We start from the raw sequence: 19,537 nt of genomic DNA, 5'->3' as shown, positions 1-19,537 counted from the left end.
GCTTAACGCGGCATTAGGGTTGATGGCCTAGATGTGGCGTATGAAGACCTACCGCCGCCTCGCCAGCGACATCAGCCACGACCTGCTCGATCGACGCAATTGCACGCGTCGTGCGATCAGCCTCCCCGTGACGATCGTCACCGGCTTCGGCGACACACACGCGGCGATCGTTCAGAATGTCTCGTCCCGGGGTTTCAATATCCAGTCCGAATATGGCGTCACGATCGGCCGGTTTCTCTCGCTCGACATACCCGGGCTCGCCCAATATCCCGGCTGGGTGGCGTGGTCCTATCTCGGGGGATTCGGGCTGGAGGTCGCCAACCCGATCCCCGAACAGGTGATCGAACATATCGTCGCGATGGCCGTCAGACACGCCGCCTGAGCTGCGGCATGCCCGTCGGGGGCCGCGTGATCGCGTCGTCACCGCGCCGATGCGGACCTGCCATCAGAAAAACCGCAGCCACGCAATATCCCGACGACGCTGCTTCAACCGTGCGAACCACATCGTCGGAAGCGCAAAAGGTATGATCAGGGCGACGTACCAGATGAGCACCCAGGCATAGCCATCGACCATGAAGACCGCGCCATCGGTCGGCCCCCACCACGCCAGCGCGGTGTGATAGAGGATGCGCAGCATGGTGAGATGAAACAGATAGAAGAACATCGGTGCGGCGCCGAAGACGGCCAGACCGGAGACAAGCCGTGAGCTCGCCAGTCGCTCGCATTGCGCCAGCAGCAGCGCTCCGCCGCCCAGCGTCGGCAGCAGGAACAGGAGCGACGGCGGATATTTCGTCATCGACAGGAAGCTGATCGCCGTCCGCAGCGGGCTGTTATCGACCACATGCCAGGGCGCGTCGCCATAGAGGTTGAACGCGCGCAGCGTGATGAAGCCGACGATCATCCCGATGCCGAGGCGCGTCAGATATCGCCTGCGCTTCGCGGATTCGACCATGCGGTCAAACCACGGCCCGATCGCGTGACCGAGCAGCATGACCCCCAGCCACGGAAGGATCGGATAGGTCGTCCTGGCAAGGAACCCGAACGGCAGGGCGATCACGTCACGCTGGTGCAGCAACGCCCAGACCGGGAACAGCGTGTCCCCCTGGTGCAGCCGAACGGGATCGAGCAGATTGTGGCCACATACCAGCACCAGTCCCAGTGTGATCCGTGCCGGCCGGGGGAGCCGTATCAGCCCGGCGAGCAAGATCATGCACAGGCCGAGGCACCAGATCACCTGCAGCCAGAAGGTCGGCTGCGGCACCACCCCCCAATAAAGCGGTGAGAGGTACAGCACGTCGATCGCCATCAACAGCAACCCGCGCTTTGCCAGGAAGGCGGCGGTTTCGCGCGGCGTGTGGCTGACGCCGAAAAGATAGGCGGAGAGGCCGGTCAGCGCGACGAAGATCGGCGCGCAGAAGCTGGCGGCGAAGCGCGCGATCGCGAGTGCCGGCATGACAGTGTTCGCATCCACCGGATCGGGCATGGGAACAAGGACAAGCCATGTCTCGCGCAGATGGTCGAGCAGCATCAGGATCATCACGATCCCGCGCACCGCGTCGATGCTCTCCAGTCGCCTGCGCGGGATATCGCGATCGGGTGCGGCAGCGCGCGTCTGGTCCGTCATTATCGCCATTCAGAATTCCGCCCGCAGCGACGCGCGCACGGTGCGTGGCGCGCCTGGATAGATCCAGACCGAATTGTACGAGCTTTGCGCGTACCGCTCGTCGAACAGGTTATCGACCTCGGCGCGGACTGTCAGCGCACTTGATAATGGAATGTCGGCGGACGCCTTCACCTTCACATAATCGGGCAGCATGAGCCCGCTGGCGTCGGTCGCGCCGGACCGCTTGCCGACATAGGCGACACCGCCGCTGATCTGCCAGTCCCGGCCCGTGCCGGGATCGAAGCGGTGCACGAGGAAGGCGGTCGCCGAATGATCGGGGACGTTCAGCGCCAGCGGCGTGGCGAACGACCGATCGTCGGTGCGCGCCCGGGTCCAGGCATAGTTCACCACCGCCTGCCACCGCGCGGCAAGCCGCAGCGACGCATCGAATTCGACGCCGCGGCTCGTCAGCGATCCCACCGGCGCCAGGAAATTGGCGTCGTTCGGATCCGTCGTGAGGACGTTGCTCTTTTTGATATCGAACCAGGTCAGGCCGACATCGATACCGCGCCACCGGCCCGCCGCGCCGATTTCATAGCCATGCCCCTGTTCGGGCGCGAACGCGACACCCCCCGCGCCACTGCCGGAATTCAGCTGGAACGACTCACCCCAGTTGGTGTGGACCGAGAGCGCGTCGGTGACGGCATAGCGCGCACCCAGGCGGAAGTTGACGGGGCGCCCCCTGGACACGGTCGTCGCCTTGACGAGATTGCGCGCGAGCTGCTGCCGATAGGCGTCGAGGCGGACGCCACCGACGAGATCGAGCCGATCGGTCACCGCCCAGGCGTCCTGCGCGTAGAGCGACACCACGCGCCGCGTTTCGCGCTGATCGATACTGGGCAGGAGCGGCAGGGCCTGTGTCTCGCCATATACGGGGTTGAAGACGTCGATCGCATAGGGATTGGCGGCGGTCGGATTTCGCCGGTTCAGCAATTCGAGATAGTCGAGCGTGTAGCCCTCGATGCCCAGGCTCGGACGATGAAGCCCGAGCGCCTGCACTTCGCCGCGCACTTCGAGACGCGCGGACAGATCCTCGACTTCGTAACCCCGTTCGCGGCGCTGTCGCCAGAGCGTGTGCCCGTCGACGACGCGCGACGGATCCGCCGAAAAGCCCCGCAACGTGCCGGTCCGATAGGCGACGCCGCCGACGAGCGACCATGCCCCGTCCAGCCGCGCTTCGCCGGTCAGCTGGTGGCGGGTGTCGCGCGCGCGCGTCGACCCGTTCGAGGGTTCGCCGAGGAACCGCGACGCCGGCAGCGCGAGCGGATCGCCATCGACCGCCGCCACACCGCGGTCGAACGGCGCGTCATAGACGATATGCTGGGCGAGATAGGTGAGCCGTACGGCGTCGCTCGGCCGGAAGGTCAGCGATGGGGACACGACGCGGCGCTTCACCGTTACGAAATCGCGGTAGCCGTCGCTGTCTTCGGTCGCGACCACGATCCGCGCGGCGAGCGTCCCGGTCAGCGGCCCCGTCGCGTCGAGTTCGATGCGGCGCGTGTCGAACGATCCGTAGTGCAGCGAAGCCGACGCCTGTGATGCAAAACGCGGCGTCTTGCTGACCATATTGACCCGTCCGGCTGGATCGATATCGCCGAAGACGGCGCCGGCAGGGCCCTTGAGGATCTCGATGCGCTCGATCGTCGCGGGGTCCCGCGCGGGGGCGCTGCCGCGATTGGCGATAAAGCCATCGGTATAATATTCGCCGCCGCCATCCGCTGTGCTCAGGAAGCCGCGGATCGCAAAATTGTCGGCAAAGCCCCCGCGATTATTCTGCTGGCTGCTGCCGCTCACCAATTCCAGCGCGTCGCTCAACCGGTAGGTGCCCGCCGCACGCAGGATGTCCTGTTCGAGCGACCGGCTCGATTGCGACATCACTTCGGTCGCGCGATCGGAGGAAAGCGTCGCGTCCCGCGACGTCCGGGTCCCCAGCACGACGATCTCGTTGCGCTCCGCCGGCTCCTCCACGGCCTGCGCAACCGCGGGCGACCCTGCCATCATGCCGATCGCGCCAAGCGTGTGCCGCAGCCGAAGCGGCACAGCCCCGCCCGATAATCGTGTCACAGTCCGCATCGTCCAGCGTGCCAAGAGACTTCCTCATATGCGATGATATGTTGTCTCCTAACGTCACCACTCCGCTATGGCAACGCGGCCGACCGCAGTGGTGGCCAGGTGCACGAACGATCGACCTGAACCTGCAGGGCAGGACGCAAAACAAGAAGCATCGAGCTTTGCCGCCCGTCCTCCCGACGCTCGATCGCCGGCTATGGGCCGAATACGCGACCTCACGTATATCAAATTGGGGGACCGCGCCGGCCGCGGCTGGCTGGTCAATTATCACGGGCGAGCGGTGCAGGATGTCGACCGGGCCTGGGACACCTTGCTTACGAAGCTCGGACTACCGAAGGGCCGCGAGTGGCGCTCGTACCTATTGCGCCACAGCCTCACGACCTTCGCGCGCAACCGCGGCGCTACGAAGTGGGATTTAGAAGGTTTCATGGGTCACAGCGACGGCCGTTCAGCCCCTCGCGTCGCGCAACGCTTCCAATGTAGCCATCTTGACCGGGTCGTTAACTGCAAGAGCCTCTTCAAGATAGTAGCCATAAGATATGTTGCGCACCACCTCTTGCGCCTCGCCACTATATTCTTCCACTATGATCGGAAACGCATTCACGAGCTCACGGAGAAATCCCTTGTCCATCTCTTGAAGATGGCTAGCCAAGGCTTCCATCATCTTCACGGCGGTGTCAGGGTTAAGTTCCTCGTCGTCGGTCAGTTCGAGGAACACGGCATACTCCGCGATAATTTCTGCAACCTGCATAGCGATCATGGCTTCACAACCTTTATGTGGATGTTCGTGATGCTCATCTGCTTGAGCAGTTTCAGTGCCTTGGTTTTCTCGACAGGCGTAGGGACCTCCCACGTCCCGATCAGGCGGTGTTGTGCTAATACCTCCGACTGCCGCAAAATCTGGGCCCGCGAACGAGGCCTGTTTACGACAGCCCATTTTCGGTCGACCATGAAATCGCCCTGAATGCCGTCAAACTTCACCGGCCGCTTAGAACCGTTGGGCATCGTCCGCATCAACGTTGGCGCCTGACCGGCGCGCGCGCCGGGCGCCGAATCGTTATAAGGTTTCCAAGGCTTTTTTGACTTGGTCGTCTCCTTGACCCAGCCGATTTGCGGCGGGTCAAAGGTTATACGCGGCCTCGCGATAGCGGGTCGGCGCAATGCGGCAGCCTTGGAGAGCGCCGCCCCCGGCGCTACCGCCAGTGCGACGTTCCCAGCAACCTTTCCTGCGGCGCGACCGATGTCCCGCGCCGAGGCGTTGGCAACGGCGCTTGCCGCGCGGGAGGCCTGGATATGGGCCGGGGTATCCTCAGCAGCGATTGCGGTGTCGATCATGGCCGCGATGCCACGGCCGGCGTTGCGAACAGTCGTTACCGGATTTGGTGTTAGCGCAGCATGGACTCCCGCCACGGTTCCTTCCCCAACATCATAAAGTCCCTGACCGACGCCATCAACGAATTCGGCGACGGGGTTCGGCTGACCACCGGGCCGCGCTCCCGGGATCCGCGTGGACTGCACCTTGGCCGACCTGCGTTCTACCGATTTCGGGTCGTCGCCCGTGAGCGATCGGGCGCGGGGCGTTTCAGCCTTTGGCGGTTTTGCGGTCCGCGATGTATGATTATCCCCTGGGCTTGGAGCGCGACCGCTCCCAGAACGCGCACGATCGTTTCTGGCGCTCGTCGTATCGGTTTGGGTCGGTCCATCATGGCGCCCCGCGCCTGCAAATGTAAACCGGCCGTCCGCCGGATCATGCCATGGATTGAATTTGAGTTCGAGACCGTCAGGACCTAGCGCCGATGGCACCATGCCCGTCCGTAGCCACCGTGAAAATGCGGTCCGCTTACTGGTGCCTGATGTCTGGACCATGCCATCCCCCGCCTATTGCTGCGGCGAGAACATCTGAGCAACATTATCCTACACGTCAAGCGCAGCGTGAGTAAGTCTTAAAACTCGCCCTGCTCAACCGCGCTTCTGTAGTATGGTGCCGCTTACAGGACTCGAACCTGTGACCCCCGCATTACGAATGCGATGCTCTACCAGCTGAGCTAAAGCGGCCCGATGACGGATATCTCCGGTCGAGGGGGCGGCGCTTAACAGGGGAAATTTGCCGTGACAAGCGCTAACCCGCATTTACGTGCCGTTTACCAAGCAGCGTGCACAAGCAGCCGTAAGTGAACGGGGAAGTTTTCGGTATGGGCATGCGACGCGAGCCGGACGGCGAATACGGCGAGATCGACGAGGCCGGGACGGGGCTTCCCGGCGGGGCGACCGACGCGGGCGTCAACGACGTGATGTTCGATCTGGGCGGGGACGAACGCCGGATGCATGTCCGCGCCTATAACCACTGGGTGTCGCTGCTGAGGGGACGCCCCTATCCGACGATCGCGGACCTTGATCCCGGCTCGATCGCCGATTTCGGCCCGCACAGCGTGCTGCTCGACTTCCGCACCGATCCGGGCGCGGCTGCGGACCGGGATGCCGCGGCGGTGATGACGATCGACGATCCGCGAATCGCCTATCTTGGCGCCAAGCTGCGCGAGGAATGCGGACTGGTCGGGCCGATCACGTCGATCGCCGACGTGCCGAGCCGGTCGCTGCTGTCGCGGCTGACCGACCATTATCTGCAGATCATCGCGAATCGCGCGCCGATCGGGTTCGAGGCTGAATTCGTCAACAGCCGCGGGCGAACGACGCTGTACCGCGGCATCCTCATGCCGTTCTCGTCGAGCGACGAGGGCATCGATTTCCTGTATGGCGTGATCAACTGGAAGGAACTCGCCGACGACCGGATGCAGGCGACGCTCGCCGCCGAGCTCGAGGCAGCGGTTCGCGCCGCGCCGGTGCCCGCGTCCGGGCTCACCGCCTATGCCCGCCACGCGCCGATGATGCCGGGGCTCGGCGCGTCGCTGGCCTCGACCGGGCACGCGCCCGCCACCTCGCCGGGCGCGCCGATCTGGGCCGACGGGCCGAGTGCCGAATTTGCCGACCCGATGCCGGCGACCGGCCTGGCCGATGGCCCGGCACCCGACACGCTCGCGCATGTCGTGCTCCGCACCGATGCGGAGCCCGGCGCGATCGTCCTGCTCGTCGCCCGCGCGGGGGTGGATGGCGGGCTCGACATCATCGGCACGATCACCGACGACGCGGCCCTCACCGCGCAGGCCATGGCCGCGATTAGGTAGCCGAAAACCGTGTTCGCGCCGCGCCGACGCGCATCCGAATGCTGCACCGCAACAGCGGTGTTCGCACCTGCCACAAGCCTTGAGGTCGTATCGTACCCGGCGCATAGGCGCGGTCATGGCTGATCTTTCCACGACGCTGACCGACGCGCTCGCCGCCCGGTTGACCGAACGCGCGCTTCCGGGCGAACTCAAGGACTTCGGCACGACGGAGGCGGCGCACGCCGCGGCTTTCGTCGTCGCCACGGCGCTTCGCCGCGACGATGGCGCGCCCGCCATCGCGCTCGAACCGATCAGCGCCGACGACACGCGCCGCCGCATGCGGCTGGCGATCGTCAACGACGACATGCCATTCCTGGTCGATTCGATTTCCGCCGCAATCGCCGCGCAGGACATCGCGATCGATCGCATCATCCACCCGGTCGTTCACACGACGCGCAGCCCCGACGGCGTGCTCCAGGCGATCGGCGACACCGGTCCCGCCGAATCGATGATCTATCTCGAGATGGAGCGCGCGGACGCCCGCGATCGGCGCGGGCTGATCGAGGAACTGACCGGGGTGCTTGCCGATGTCCGCGCGGCGGTGAAGGACTGGCGCGCGATGCAGGGCGCGATGGCGACCGATATCGCGCTGCTCCACAGCGACGGCCCTGATGCGGAAGGCGCCGCGCTGCTGCGCTGGTTCCTCGACGGCCACCTGACGCTGCTCGGGCATCAGGTCTGGCACCGCGACGGCAGCGGCGGCGCCGCGCTCGGCATCGCGCGCAATCCGCATGCCGTGCCGATCCTGGCGGAGGCCTCGCGCGCGCTCGCGATCCAGTGGTTCGAGGCGGGCAATCTCGCCCCGCTGCTGCTGAAGTCGAACCTGATCTCGACCGTCCACCGCGCCGTCCCGCTCGACCTGGTCGTCGTGCCGGTGATCGAGGGCGAGACGATCGCGGGGCTGTCGATCTACAGCGGTCTATGGACCAGCGCGGCGCTGGCGACGATGCCGCGCGACGTGCCGATCCTGCGCACGCGGCTGGCGGCGATGAAGGCCAAGTTCGGCTTCGATCCCCGCGGCCATGCGGGCAAGGCGCTGACCCACGCATTCACCGCCCTGCCCCATGATCTGGTGATCGCGTTCGCGCCCGACGCGCTCGAGGAACTTGCGCTGACCGCGATGAGCCTGGCCGACCGGCCGCGTCCCGCGCTGGTGCTGGTCGCATCGCCGCTCGGCCGCCATCTGTTCGGCTTCGTCTGGCTGCCGCGCGACGACGTCACGACCGGCCGCCGCACCGCGATCGGCGAGATGCTCGCCGAGGCCGCGAATGCCACCGTGCTGAACTGGTCGATCGCGCTCGAGGACGGCGAGACCGCGATGCTGCGCTACACGCTCGACCTGCGCGGCGAAGGCCGCGTGCCCGACGTCGCGCCGCTCGCGCTCAGGCTGCAGCGGATGGTCCGCGGCTGGGTGTCCGACGTCGAGGCCGCGCTGGTCGAGACATTGCCGTCGCCGCGCGCCGCCCGCCTCGCGCTGCGCTGGGCCGCCGCCTTCCCGCAAAACTATCGCAACCTCAGCAGCCCGGCCGAAGCCGCCGAGGACATCCAGCGGCTCGCCGCGCTCGACGGGCCGGGCTCGCGCGGGGTGCGCCTGATCTCCAGCGCGCCCGGCGAAGACCGCCAGCTCAAGATCTACAAGCTGGGCGGCGCGCTGCCGCTGTCCGATGCCGTGCCGGTGCTCGAGAATTTCGGCTTCCGCGTGATCGGCGAATTGCCGACCCGGCTGCAGGAGGACAGCGATCCCTTCGTGCACGACTTCGTGCTCGAGGCGAATGATGCGGTCGCGCAGGCCGATGCCGCGACGCTCGAGCGCGCGATCGCCGCGGTGCTCGAAGGCGCGGCCGAGAACGACGCGTTCAACCGGCTGATCGTCGAAGTGGGGATGAGCCCGCAGGCGGTCGTGCTGTTCCGCGCCTGGTTCCGCTATCTGCGCCAGGCGGGGCTGCCCTACGGCTTGACGACGGTGGTCGACGCGCTGCGCCGCGCACCCAGGGTCGCGACCGCGCTGATCGCGCGCTTTGCCGCCGCGCATGATCCGGCCGATGCCGGACACCCCGCCGATGCCGACGCGACGATCGAGGCGGGGCTCGACGCGGTGACCGCGATCGACGACGACCGCATCCTGCGCGCCTATCACAGCCTGGTCGGCGCGACGCTGCGCACCAACGCCTTCACGCCCGCCGCGGCCGAGGCGCTTGCGTTCAAGCTCGACAGCCACCTGATCCCCGGCCTCCCCGCGCCCGTGCCATGGCGCGAGATCTGGGTGTACAGCCCGCGGATCGAGGGCATCCATCTGCGCGCCGGCCCGGTCGCGCGCGGCGGGCTGCGCTGGTCCGACCGTCGCGACGATTTCCGCACCGAGATTCTCGGGCTGATGAAGGCGCAGCGCGTGAAGAACGCGGTGATCGTGCCGACCGGCGCGAAGGGCGGCTTTTATCCCAAACAGCTCCCCGCCCCGTCGAACCGCGACGCGTGGCTGGCGGAAGGGACCGAGAGCTACCGGATCTTCATCCGCACGCTGCTGTCGATCACCGACAACATCGTCGAGGGCAAGGTCGTCCATCCGGCGGGCGTCGCGATCCTCGACGGCGAGGATCCCTATTTCGTCGTCGCCGCGGACAAGGGCACCGCGACGTTCAGCGACGTCGCAAACGCGCTCGCGCTCGACCGCGAATTCTGGCTGGGCGACGCGTTCGCGAGCGGCGGCTCGGTCGGCTATGATCACAAGGCCATGGGCATCACCGCCAAGGGTGCCTGGGTCTCGGTCCAGCGTCACTTCGCCGAACGCGGCATCGACGTGCAGAGCGATCCGATCACCGTCGTCGGCTGCGGCGACATGTCGGGTGACGTGTTCGGCAACGGCATGCTGCTGTCGAAGTCGCTCAAGATCGTCGCGGCGTTCGACCATCGCCACATCTTCATCGATCCGAACCCCGATCCCGCCGCCAGCTGGGACGAGCGCGCGCGCATGTTCGCCCTCCCCCGCTCGAGCTGGGCGGATTACGACACCGCGCTGATCTCCGAAGGCGGCGGCGTCTTTCCGCGCACCGCCAAGGTCATCCGTCTCTCGCCCCAGGCGCAGGCCGTGCTCGGCATCGCGGTCGACGAGATCGAACCCGGCGCGCTGATCTCCGCGATCCTCAAAGCGCCCGCCGACCTGCTCTGGTTCGGCGGCATCGGCACCTATGTGAAGGCGGCATCCGAGAACAACGTCCAGGTCGGCGATCCCGCCAACGACCGGCTGCGCGTCAATGCCGAGGATCTGCGCGTCACCGCGATCGGCGAAGGTGCCAATCTCGGCGTCACGCAGGCCGCGCGCATCGCGTTTTCCGAGCGCGGCGGGCGGATCAACACCGACTTCATCGACAATTCGGCGGGCGTCGACTGCTCGGACAACGAGGTTAACATCAAGATCGCGCTCAACCGCGAGATGATCGAGGGGCGCCTTGGCTATGAGGATCGCAACGCGCTGCTCGCCAGCATGACCGACGACGTCGCGCATCTCGTGCTCGAGGACAACCGGCTCCAGACGCTCGCGCTGTCGATCGCCGAGGGCGCGGGCGCGCTGGCAGGCCCCGGCGGCCTTGGCGGCGCGACCGGCGGCGGCGGCGGGCCGGGCTCGATGCCGAGCTATGTCCGCGTCATCGAAATCTTCGAGGGCAGCGGACGGCTCGATCGCGCGGTCGAGGGGCTGGCCGCCAATGACGACCTGCTCCGCCGCGGGCTCGACGGCCATGGCCTGACGCGACCGGAACTCGCCGTGCTGCTCGCCACCGCAAAGCTCGCGCTGCAGGATTCGATCGAGCATGCCGGGCTCGGCGACGACCCTGCGCTGAAACCCGATCTTCACGCCGCCTTCCCGGCCGCGATGCGCGAGCATTTCGCGCAGGCGATCGACGACCACCGGCTGCGCGGCCAGATCGTCGCGACCAAGCTCGCCAACCGCATCGTCAACCGGCTCGGCGTGCTCCACCCGTTCGAGCTTGCCGAGGAGGAAGGCGCGGCGATGGGCGATATCGCGGCGATGTTCGTCGTCGCCGAACGGCTGTTCGACCTGCCTGCGCTCTGGGCGGACATCGAGTCACGACCGATGCCCGAAGCCGCGCGCATCGCGCTATTCGACGAGGTGGCGGTCGCCACGCGCTCGCAGATCGCGGATCTGCTCCGCGTGTCCGCGCCCGGCACGATGCCCGGTGCCGTACTCGCGCGGCTCGCCAAGGGGATCACGCATCTCGATGGCCAGACCAAGGCGCTGCTGCTCGAGGAGGCGAGCGCACAGAGCGACCGCATCGCCGCGCAGCTCGAGACGGCAGGTGCCCCGCACGACCTCGCGATCAAGGTGGTCCGGCTGTTCGAGCTCGACGGTGCGGTCGGGCTCGCCGATCTCGGCGAGCGCCTCGCGCTCGACGAGGCGGTGCTGACCCGCGCCTTCACGCATCTCGGACAGGCGCTCGGGCTCGACTGGGCACAGGCCAATGCGGCGCGGATCACGCCGTCGGATCCCTGGGAACGCCTGTTGATCGCCGGACTTGCCCGCGATTTCCAGCAGTTGCGGCTGGAGTTCCTCGCGCGGTGCGGGGCCAAGGATCCGCAGGGCGCGGTCGACACGTGGCTGGCGAGCAATGCCACCCGCGTCGCGCAGTTCAAGGCGGTGATCGACCGTGCACGCCACGCCGCCGTCCCGAACGCCGCGATGCTCGCGCAGATCGCCAGCCAGGCGCGCGTGCTGCTCGGCCGATAGGCGCAAACCGAAGCCCTGCCCCGCCACATTCCCGGCGGGGCGGGAACCCATCGCGCGTCCGGCGGTTCGATGATGTCTTCCCGACAATCGCGTACGTCGCGGTTGAGTATTCACCCGCGCTTGGCCTAGAGCTACCGGGAACACGAGGCCAGCATGACCGATATCCCCAATACCCAGCCCGACAGCCGCGAGACGACGATTCTCGACGCCCCCGACCGCATGGTGAAGGTGCGCGAGATGTTCGGGATCGATTCCGACATGGAGGTGCCTGCCTTCTCCGAGGCGGACGAGCGCGTCCCCGATCTCGACCCCGCCTATGTCTTCGACGCGGACACCACGCTCGCGGTCCTCGCGGGCTTTGCGCACAACCGCCGCGTGATGGTCCAGGGCTATCACGGCACCGGCAAGTCGACGCATATCGAACAGGTCGCGGCGCGCCTGAAATGGCCGTGCATCCGCATCAACCTCGATGCGCATATCAGCCGCATCGACCTGATCGGCCGCGACGCGATCGTCCTGAAGGACGGTCAGCAGATCACGGAGTTCCGCGAAGGCCTGCTCCCCTGGGCGCTGCAGACGCCAACCGCGCTCGTGTTCGACGAATATGACGCTGGGCGTCCCGACGTGATGTTCGTGATCCAGCGCGTGCTCGAGACCGAGGGCAAGCTGACGCTGCTCGACCAGAACCGCGTGATCCGCCCCAACCCCTGGTTCCGCCTGTTCGCGACCGCCAACACGGTCGGCCTCGGCGACACCAGCGGGCTGTATCACGGCACGCAGCAGATCAACCAGGGCCAGATGGACCGCTGGAACATCGTCGTCACGCTCAACTATCTGCCCGCCAAGGTCGAAGCGCAGATCGTGCTCGCGAAATCGGGTGAATATGACAAGCCCGACGGCAAGAAGGTCGTCGAGAACATGGTCCGCGTCGCCGACATGACCCGCAAGGGCTTCGTCAACGGCGACATCTCGACCGTGATGAGCCCGCGTACCGTCATCACCTGGGCGCAGAACGCGCTGATCTTCGGTGACGTCGGCTTCGCGTTCCGCCTGTCGTTCCTCAATAAGTGCGACGAGGCAGAACGGTCGCTGGTCGCGGAATATTATCAGCGCGTGTTCGGCAAGGACCTGCCCGAGAGCGTGATGGGCAAGGCCTGAGGCCTTGGCGAACGAAACGCCCCTCGACCGGTTCAAGGCGGTTCTCGCCGGCACCGCGCGCGCGATCGCGGAGGAGCCCGAGGTCGAGCTCGCCTTCACCGCGGATGCGCCGGCGCAGTCGGGCAAGCACATCAAGGTGCCGATGCCCGCGCGCGCGCTGCCGCCCGAACAGGTCGCGGAAGCGCGCGGGTTCGCCGATGGATTCGCGCTTCAGCTGAAGCATCACGACATCGCGCTGCACAACCGCGCCGCGCCGGTCGAGGCGGTCGCGCGTGCGGTGTTCGACGCGGTCGAGACCGCACGCGTCGAGGCGCTGGGGTCGCGCGGCTATGCCGGGATCAGCGACAATCTCGCCATGGCGCTCGACGTCCGGCTGCGCGCCGACCCGATCACGCGCGCGCGCAACCGGGACGAGGTGCCGCTGTCGACCGCGCTCGGGCTGATGGTGCGCGAGCGGCTGACCGGGCAGGAATCGCCCGCGGTCGCCGCCCCCGGTCTCGCGCTGGTGCGGGAGTGGATCGAGCAGAAGACCGATCTCGACGCGCTGGCCTATGCGATCGACGACCAGAAGACGTTCCAGGGCCTCGCCCGCAAGATGCTCGCCGAGCTCGAGCTCGTCCAGGCGGACCAGGTCCCCGAGGAGAGCGAAGAGGGCGGCTCCGAGGACGAGGGCACTGACGAGCAGCAGCAGGACGAGGGCGACGAAGGCGACGACCAGGGCGAGGACGGCCAGGGCGAAGTCGAGGCGCGCGGCGAACAGTCCGAGCAGCAGAACGAGGAAAGCGACGGCCAGGAGCAGAGCGACGAGTCGATGGACGACATCGACGGCGAGCCCGGTGATGACGGCGAGGAGGGCATGCAGCCCGTCCGCCCCAACCGCCCGATGGCGGACATGGGCACCGCGTTCGATTACAAGCCATGGACGACACAGTTCGACGAGGTGATCGCCGCGACCGAGCTGTGCGATGCCGAGGAACTGGCACGACTGCGCGGCTATCTCGACCAGCAGCTCGTCCATCTCCAGTCCGCGGTCTCGAAACTCGCCAACCGCCTGCAACGCCGGCTGATGGCGCAGCAGTCGCGCTCGTGGGATTTCGATCAGGAGGAGGGCATTCTCGACGCGGCGCGACTCGCGCGCGTGATCGTCAACCCGACGCTGTCGCTCAGCTACAAGGCCGAGCGCGAGACCGATTTCCGTGACACCGTAGTCACGCTGCTGATCGACAATTCGGGGTCGATGCGCGGACGTCCGATCTCGATCGCGGCGATCAGCGCGGACATCCTTGCGCGCACGCTCGAGCGCTGCGGCGTGAAGACCGAGATCCTCGGCTTCACCACGCGTGCGTGGAAGGGCGGCCAGTCGCGCGAGACGTGGCTCGCAGCGGGTCGCCCACCCCAGCCCGGCCGTCTCAACGACATCCGCCACATCGTCTACAAGCGTGCGGACGAACCGTGGCGGCGCGCGCGCAACTCGCTCGGGCTGATGATGCGCGAGGGATTGCTGAAGGAGAATATCGACGGCGAGGCGCTGATGTGGGCGCATGCCCGGCTCGTCGCGCGGCCCGAGGAACGCCGCATCCTGATGGTGATCAGCGACGGCGCGCCGGTCGATGATTCGACGCTCAGCGTGAATTCGGGCTCCTATCTCGAACGCCATCTGCGTCAGGTGATCGGCTGGATCGAGACCAGGTCGCCGGTCGAGCTCGTCGCGATCGGCATCGGCCACGACGTGACGCGCTATTATGCGCGCGCGGTGACGATCATGGACGTCGAACAGCTCGGCGGGACGATCATCGAGCAGCTCGCATCGCTCTTCGACACCGAGTGACGGCCATTCGGCCACCACGCGCGTGATCGCCCCCCCGCGCGGCGGGTTTGCAGGCCCCGTGAAGCGGTCGATCACGATCGCCGGTCACCAGACGTCGATCAGCCTCGAACCGATCTTCTGGCAGGCGCTCGAACGCGAGGCGGTCCGGCTGGGCCTGCCCCTGTCTGCGCTGGTCGCCGAGATCGACGCGCTGCGCATCGTCGCGGACGTGCCCCCGAACCTTGCCAGTGCCTTGCGAAGCTGGCTGTTCGACGAGTCGACTTGAGAACCAGTCGCATTAGCATTGACAGTGCGAACGACTCTCAATAGCGATACTCCAAGAGCAAAAGGGGTTTCACTATGTCGACTGTTTCGCCGCGGGGCGTCGCGCCGCGTCCTGCCACGATGCCCGCCTTTCTGGCCCTGTCCTGCATCGGTGCCTTCACGACCGCGCCGGCGCTCGCCGCCGATGCCGACCGGACGACGGCGACGCCCAAGGCCACGACGGATACGGCCGACGTGCAGCACCGCGACGAGATCCTGGTCAACGGCCACCGCGAACGCGACGCCGGCCCGAAACAGGTCGCGCCGCTGGTCGATACCCCGCGCTCGATCATCGTCCTGCCCAAGGAGGTGATCGAACAGACCGGATCGAACAGCCTCGCGGATGCGCTGCGCACCGTGCCCGGCATCACCTTCGGCGCCGCGGAGGGCGGCAATCCGATCGGCGACCGCCCCTTCATCCGCGGGTTCGACAGCCAGGGCAGCATCTTCGTCGACGGTGTCCGCGACCTCGCCTCGCAGACGCGCGAGGTGTTCGCGGTGGAGTCAGTCCAGATCGTCCGCGGGTCCGATTCGACGCTCGGCGGCCGCGGCTCGGCGGGCGGCACGATCAACATCCTGTCGCGCCTGCCCGTGCTCGACACGTTCGGATCGCTCAGCGGCAGCTATGGCGAGGCGGACTATAAGCGCGTCACCGGCGACCTGAACCTCAAGATCTCCGACACCGCGGCGTTCCGGATCCAGGGCATGTGGCACGACCAGGACGTCGCGGGCCGCGATGCGATCTGGCAGAAGCGCTGGGGCGTGGCGCCCTCCGTCGCGATCGGGCTCGGCACGCCGACCCGGCTGACCGCGAGCTTCTATCACATGGAAAGCAGCGAACTGCCCGACAGCGGCATCCCCTATCTCTACACGATCAACAATCACCCCGGCACCGGCAGCGTCACGACAGGGCCCGCGCTCGGGACCGTGACGACCGCGGGGGGCCAGACCGGCTTTGTCTCCCGGAAAAACTTCTACGGGCTGGCCGCGCGCGACTTCCGCGACGCCGACACCAACCAGGCGACGATCCGCGTCGAGCATGATTTCGGCGGCATCACGCTGCGCAACACCGCACGCTACACGCACAGCACGCAAAGCTTCATCTTCACCCTCCCCGACGACAGCCAGGGCAATGTCTATGGCACCACCGCGACCAATACGGGCGCGAACGTGACCAATGGCGGCTATGTCTGGACGCGCGGCAACACGCGCTACGGCTATAGCGAAAGCATCGTCGACCAGACCGACCTGTACGGCAAATTCAATACCGGCGGCATCGAGCACAGCTTCTCGCTCGGCACCGAGCTTTCGTGGGAAAAGACGCGGCGCGGCACGTTCGTGTCGGCGAACGGCTCGACGATCTCGCCACGCTGCAACACGGCGACGATCGCGCGCTCCTATTGCGTCAGCCTGTTCGATCCGGATCCCTATGCGCCATGGGTCAACTACGCGAGCGACACGTCGACGACGCAGACCCCGATCGCACGGGGCGCGCTGTCCACCGAAACGCAGAACGACGCCAATACCAAGGCGGTCTACGCGTTCGATTCGATCACGCTGATCCCCGCGCTGATCCTGAACCTGGGTGCGCGTTACGACCGGTTCGAATCGACGATCACGCTGCCGGGCGCAACGCAGACGAAGCTCACGCGCGTCGACAACCTCTTCAACTGGCAAGCAGGGCTCGTCTTCAAGCCGACCCCCGAAACCAGCCTCTATGCGAGCTACGCGACCGCCGCAACGCCGCCGAACAGCCTGCTCGGCGAAGGCCGCGAGGATAACGCGATCACCGCCGCAGTGCTCGGGCTGTTGAAGCCGCAAAAGACCAAGTCGTACGAGGTCGGCGCGAAGGCGAGCCTGTTCGCCGAGAAGCTGCAGCTCGGCGCGGCGGTGTTCCAGACGGAGATTTCCAACGCGCGCGTGCTCGACGACACGAACACCGCATCGTTCATTGGCGAGACACGGATCCGCGGGTTCGAGTTCAACGTCAGCGGGACGATCCTGCCCGGCTGGACCGTCTTCGGCGGCTTCACGCATCTCGACCCGAAGATCATCGACGGCGGCTTCACGACGCTGACCGCGCCCGCGATCACGACCACCGCGAACGGGGTGACGACCGTCGTTCAGCCTGCGCGGACCACCGGCGTCGTGTCGGTCAACACCGGCAAGCAGGTGCCGCAGACCGCGAAGAACAGCTTCACCGCGACGACCAATGTCGATGTGACGCGCCGGCTGCAGATCGGTGGCATGGCACTGTACATGGACGAACAGATCGGCGGCTATGCGGACAATCGCAGCGCGCGGCAGACTGCGGCGGGCGTCGTCACGGTAACCCCCGCGACCAAAATCCTCACCCGCAGCACGCCCGGTTACTGGCGGTTCGATGCCCGGGCCAGCTACAAGCTGACCGACATGATCGACCTCAGCGTCAACGCGCAGAACCTGACCAACAAGACCTATTTCTCGCAGACCTATGCCAGCCACTATGCCACGCTCGCTGCGGGCCGTACGGTGTTCGGCACGGTCAACCTGCGGTTCTGAGGGCCAGAGTGACGGCGCTAGACACACTTTCGCCCGACGCCATCGCCGCGCGCCTTTCCGGCAGTTCGGAGGAGCGCGCGGCGTTCGTGCGCGAGGCGGCGGAAGCCGGCGTGGCGGAGGCACAGGCGGTGTACGGGCAGATGCTGCTCGACGGTGCCGGCGTCGCGGCCGATCCGGCTGCCGCCCTGGCCTGGTTCATCAGGGCCGCGGCGCAGCATCACGTGATGGCGCTCAACATGGTCGGGCGCTGCTACGATCTCGGCTGGGGCACGCCGGTCGACAAGGCGCGTGCGGCCGAATGCTACCGGGTCGCGGCTGCGCGCGGGCTCGACTGGGCGATGTACAATTACGCGACGCTGCTGGCGCTGGGCGACGGCGTGCCCGAGGACAGGCCGGCCGCGCTCGCCCTGCTGGAGAAGGTTGCCGCGATGAACACAGGGCTTGCAAGCGCGAAGGCGATCAACTTCGTCGGCAGCTTCGCCGAGGATGGCTGGGCCTGCCCCCGCGACCTCGCGCGTGCCGCGGCCTGCTATGCGAGTGCGGCAGAGGGCGGCGATTTCCGCGGCTGTTTCAACCATGCGCGGATGCTCGGTGCGGCGGGCGAGATCGACGCCGCGCTCGGCTGGCTCGAACGGGCCGGCGCTCGGGGCAACGCCGCGTTCGTGACGAAGGCGCAGGCGTTTCTCGCGGCCAGCGACATCGCGGCGTTCCGCACGCGCGGCGTCGCGGCGTTGCGGGAGGGCGCGCAGTGCTGATCGCGGTTCCAGACGTGCTCGATTCCGCCGGCGTCGCGCGGGTCCGTGCGCTGATCGACGCGGCCGAGTGGGTCGACGGCAACGCGACCTCGGGCACGCAAAGCGCGCTCGCCAAGCGCAACGAACAATTGCCCGAGGAGTCCGCCGCGGCGAAGGACGCCGGCGGCATGATCCTCGACGCGCTCGGGCAGTCGGCGCTGTTCATCGCCGCCGCGCTGCCGCTGAAGGTCTTCCCGCCGCTGTTCAACCGCTATGCCGGCGGGCAGGATTTCGGGCTGCACGTCGACACCGCGATCCGTATCCGCCGCGGCAGCGATTTCCGGATCCGCAGCGACCTGTCGGCAACGCTCTTTCTCGAGGACCCCGCCGACTATGACGGCGGCGAGCTGGTGATCGAGGATCAGTTCGGCCCGCAATCGGTCAAGCTGCCCGCCGGGCACATGGTCGTCTATCCCGCCTCCAGCCTGCACCGGGTGACGCCGGTGACGCGCGGCGTGCGGACCGCCTCGTTCTTCTGGCTGCAGTCGATGGTCCGCGACGACGGCGCGCGCCGGATCCTGTTCGATCTCGATCAGGGCGTGCAGGCGGTCGCCGCGGCGCAAGGGATGGCCGACCCGGCGACGATCCGGCTGACCGGCGTCTATCACAATCTGCTCCGTCGCTGGGCCGATGCGTGACCACGCCCTGCCGATCCGGCCCCTCGTCGCGCTGGTCGCGATCGCGGGGATCAGCAGCCAGACGAGCGCGCACGCTAACCTAGCGTTTGCCGGAATACCGGACGTGACGATCGACTATTACCCGGTCGATGGCGGCGATGCGATGGCGGTCCGCCGCGCAATCGACGCCGCCCGGCCGACCGATGCGCATGACGGCCGCCGGGTCGATGCGCTGAGCAGCTGGGACCTGCGCTGGTCCTGGCCGCGGACCAGACACGGCGGCTGCGATCTTGCCGCGGCGACGGTCCGCTACAAGGCGACCGTGCGCATGCCGCAACTCGCGGCGACCGCCCAACTGACCGCCGCCGAGCGCGCCGATTGGGACCGCTACGTCGCGGCGCTCGCCCGGCACGAGGCGGGGCATGTCCGCTACACCTATCGTCACCGCGGCGACATCCTGGCCGCGATCCGGGGGGCGACCTGCCGGACCGCGGACGCCGCCGCGCAGGCCGTATTGGCCGGGTTCGACGCCTATCATGTCGCCTATGACCGCGAGACAGCGCATGGCACCAAGGAAGGGGCAAGCTTCCCCGCCTCCTGA

The 19,537-nt window shown here is 67.2% G+C and carries 13 protein-coding genes, 1 tRNA gene and 1 pseudogene; 10 read left to right on the top strand and 5 right to left on the bottom strand.

The window, feature by feature from the left end; all coding sequences use genetic code 11:
* The first annotated feature begins 40 nt into the window (after positions 1-40).
* Complete coding sequence (locus GV027_RS08600; protein WP_031395616.1) at positions 41-382, top strand: PilZ domain-containing protein; 342 nt, start codon at positions 41-43, stop codon at positions 380-382.
* 63 nt (positions 383-445) lie between these two features.
* Here GV027_RS08600 and GV027_RS08595 read toward each other — a convergent pair whose 3' ends face one another.
* The 5 genes from GV027_RS08595 to GV027_RS08575 form a co-directional block, all read right to left on the bottom strand.
* Entirely contained in the window at positions 446-1,633 is a 1,188-nt protein-coding gene (locus GV027_RS08595) for a DUF1624 domain-containing protein (RefSeq protein WP_159511597.1), read from the bottom strand.
* Positions 1,634-3,727 (bottom strand): TonB-dependent siderophore receptor, encoded by a 2,094-nt coding sequence (locus GV027_RS08590; RefSeq protein ID WP_236559118.1) that lies wholly within the window; start codon positions 3,725-3,727, stop codon positions 1,634-1,636.
* A 454-nt stretch (positions 3,728-4,181) separates the two neighbouring features.
* Positions 4,182-4,493: a hypothetical protein gene (locus GV027_RS08585; RefSeq protein ID WP_159511596.1), complete on the bottom strand. Its 312-nt coding sequence runs from the start codon at positions 4,491-4,493 to the stop codon at positions 4,182-4,184.
* Positions 4,490-5,068, bottom strand: a complete 579-nt coding sequence (locus tag GV027_RS08580) for a hypothetical protein (protein WP_159511595.1) — start codon at positions 5,066-5,068, stop codon at positions 4,490-4,492. Before GV027_RS08580 ends, GV027_RS08585 begins: the two co-directional genes overlap by 4 nt.
* A 644-nt stretch (positions 5,069-5,712) precedes the next feature.
* A tRNA-Thr gene (locus GV027_RS08575) sits at positions 5,713-5,788 on the bottom strand.
* A 143-nt stretch (positions 5,789-5,931) separates the two neighbouring features.
* Between GV027_RS08575 and GV027_RS08570 the strand changes: the two are divergent.
* The 9 genes and pseudogenes from GV027_RS08570 to GV027_RS08530 form a co-directional block, all read left to right on the top strand.
* A pseudogene (locus tag GV027_RS08570) lies at positions 5,932-6,771 on the top strand (PAS domain-containing protein); the annotation flags it as partial.
* A 259-nt stretch (positions 6,772-7,030) separates the two neighbouring features.
* The gene (locus GV027_RS08565; RefSeq protein WP_159511594.1) at positions 7,031-11,695 is read left to right on the top strand and encodes an NAD-glutamate dehydrogenase domain-containing protein; all 4,665 of its coding nucleotides are present in this window, start codon (positions 7,031-7,033) and stop codon (positions 11,693-11,695) included.
* A 153-nt stretch (positions 11,696-11,848) separates the two neighbouring features.
* A complete protein-coding gene (gene cobS / locus GV027_RS08560) occupies positions 11,849-12,853 on the top strand; it encodes a cobaltochelatase subunit CobS (RefSeq protein ID WP_031393922.1) in 1,005 nt (334 codons plus the stop codon).
* Positions 12,854-12,857: 4 nt separating this feature from the next.
* Positions 12,858-14,681 (top strand): cobaltochelatase subunit CobT, encoded by a 1,824-nt coding sequence (gene cobT, locus GV027_RS08555; protein ID WP_031393923.1) that lies wholly within the window; start codon positions 12,858-12,860, stop codon positions 14,679-14,681.
* A 22-nt stretch (positions 14,682-14,703) separates the two neighbouring features.
* Positions 14,704-14,946 carry a ribbon-helix-helix domain-containing protein gene (locus tag GV027_RS08550; RefSeq protein ID WP_031393924.1) on the top strand — a complete coding sequence of 81 codons (243 nt, stop codon included), beginning with the start codon at positions 14,704-14,706 and terminating at the stop codon, positions 14,944-14,946.
* A 74-nt stretch (positions 14,947-15,020) separates the two neighbouring features.
* Positions 15,021-17,525 (top strand): TonB-dependent receptor, encoded by a 2,505-nt coding sequence (locus GV027_RS08545; RefSeq protein ID WP_159511593.1) that lies wholly within the window; start codon positions 15,021-15,023, stop codon positions 17,523-17,525.
* An 8-nt stretch (positions 17,526-17,533) separates the two neighbouring features.
* Positions 17,534-18,280, top strand: a complete 747-nt coding sequence (locus GV027_RS08540) for a tetratricopeptide repeat protein (protein WP_159511592.1) — start codon at positions 17,534-17,536, stop codon at positions 18,278-18,280.
* Positions 18,274-18,957, top strand: a complete 684-nt coding sequence (locus tag GV027_RS08535) for a Fe2+-dependent dioxygenase (RefSeq protein WP_159511591.1) — start codon at positions 18,274-18,276, stop codon at positions 18,955-18,957. The genes GV027_RS08540 and GV027_RS08535 overlap by 7 nt, the downstream gene beginning before the upstream one ends.
* Complete coding sequence (locus GV027_RS08530; protein ID WP_159511590.1) at positions 18,950-19,537, top strand: DUF922 domain-containing protein; 588 nt, start codon at positions 18,950-18,952, stop codon at positions 19,535-19,537. The genes GV027_RS08535 and GV027_RS08530 overlap by 8 nt, the downstream gene beginning before the upstream one ends.

The sequence above is a fragment of the Sphingomonas sp. T1 genome, assembly GCF_902506585.1.
GTDB classification, from domain to species: domain Bacteria; phylum Pseudomonadota; class Alphaproteobacteria; order Sphingomonadales; family Sphingomonadaceae; genus Sphingomonas; species Sphingomonas aerolata.
The sequence above is the reverse complement of the archived record's forward strand: the minus strand, read 5'-3'. Positions and strand labels throughout refer to the sequence as shown.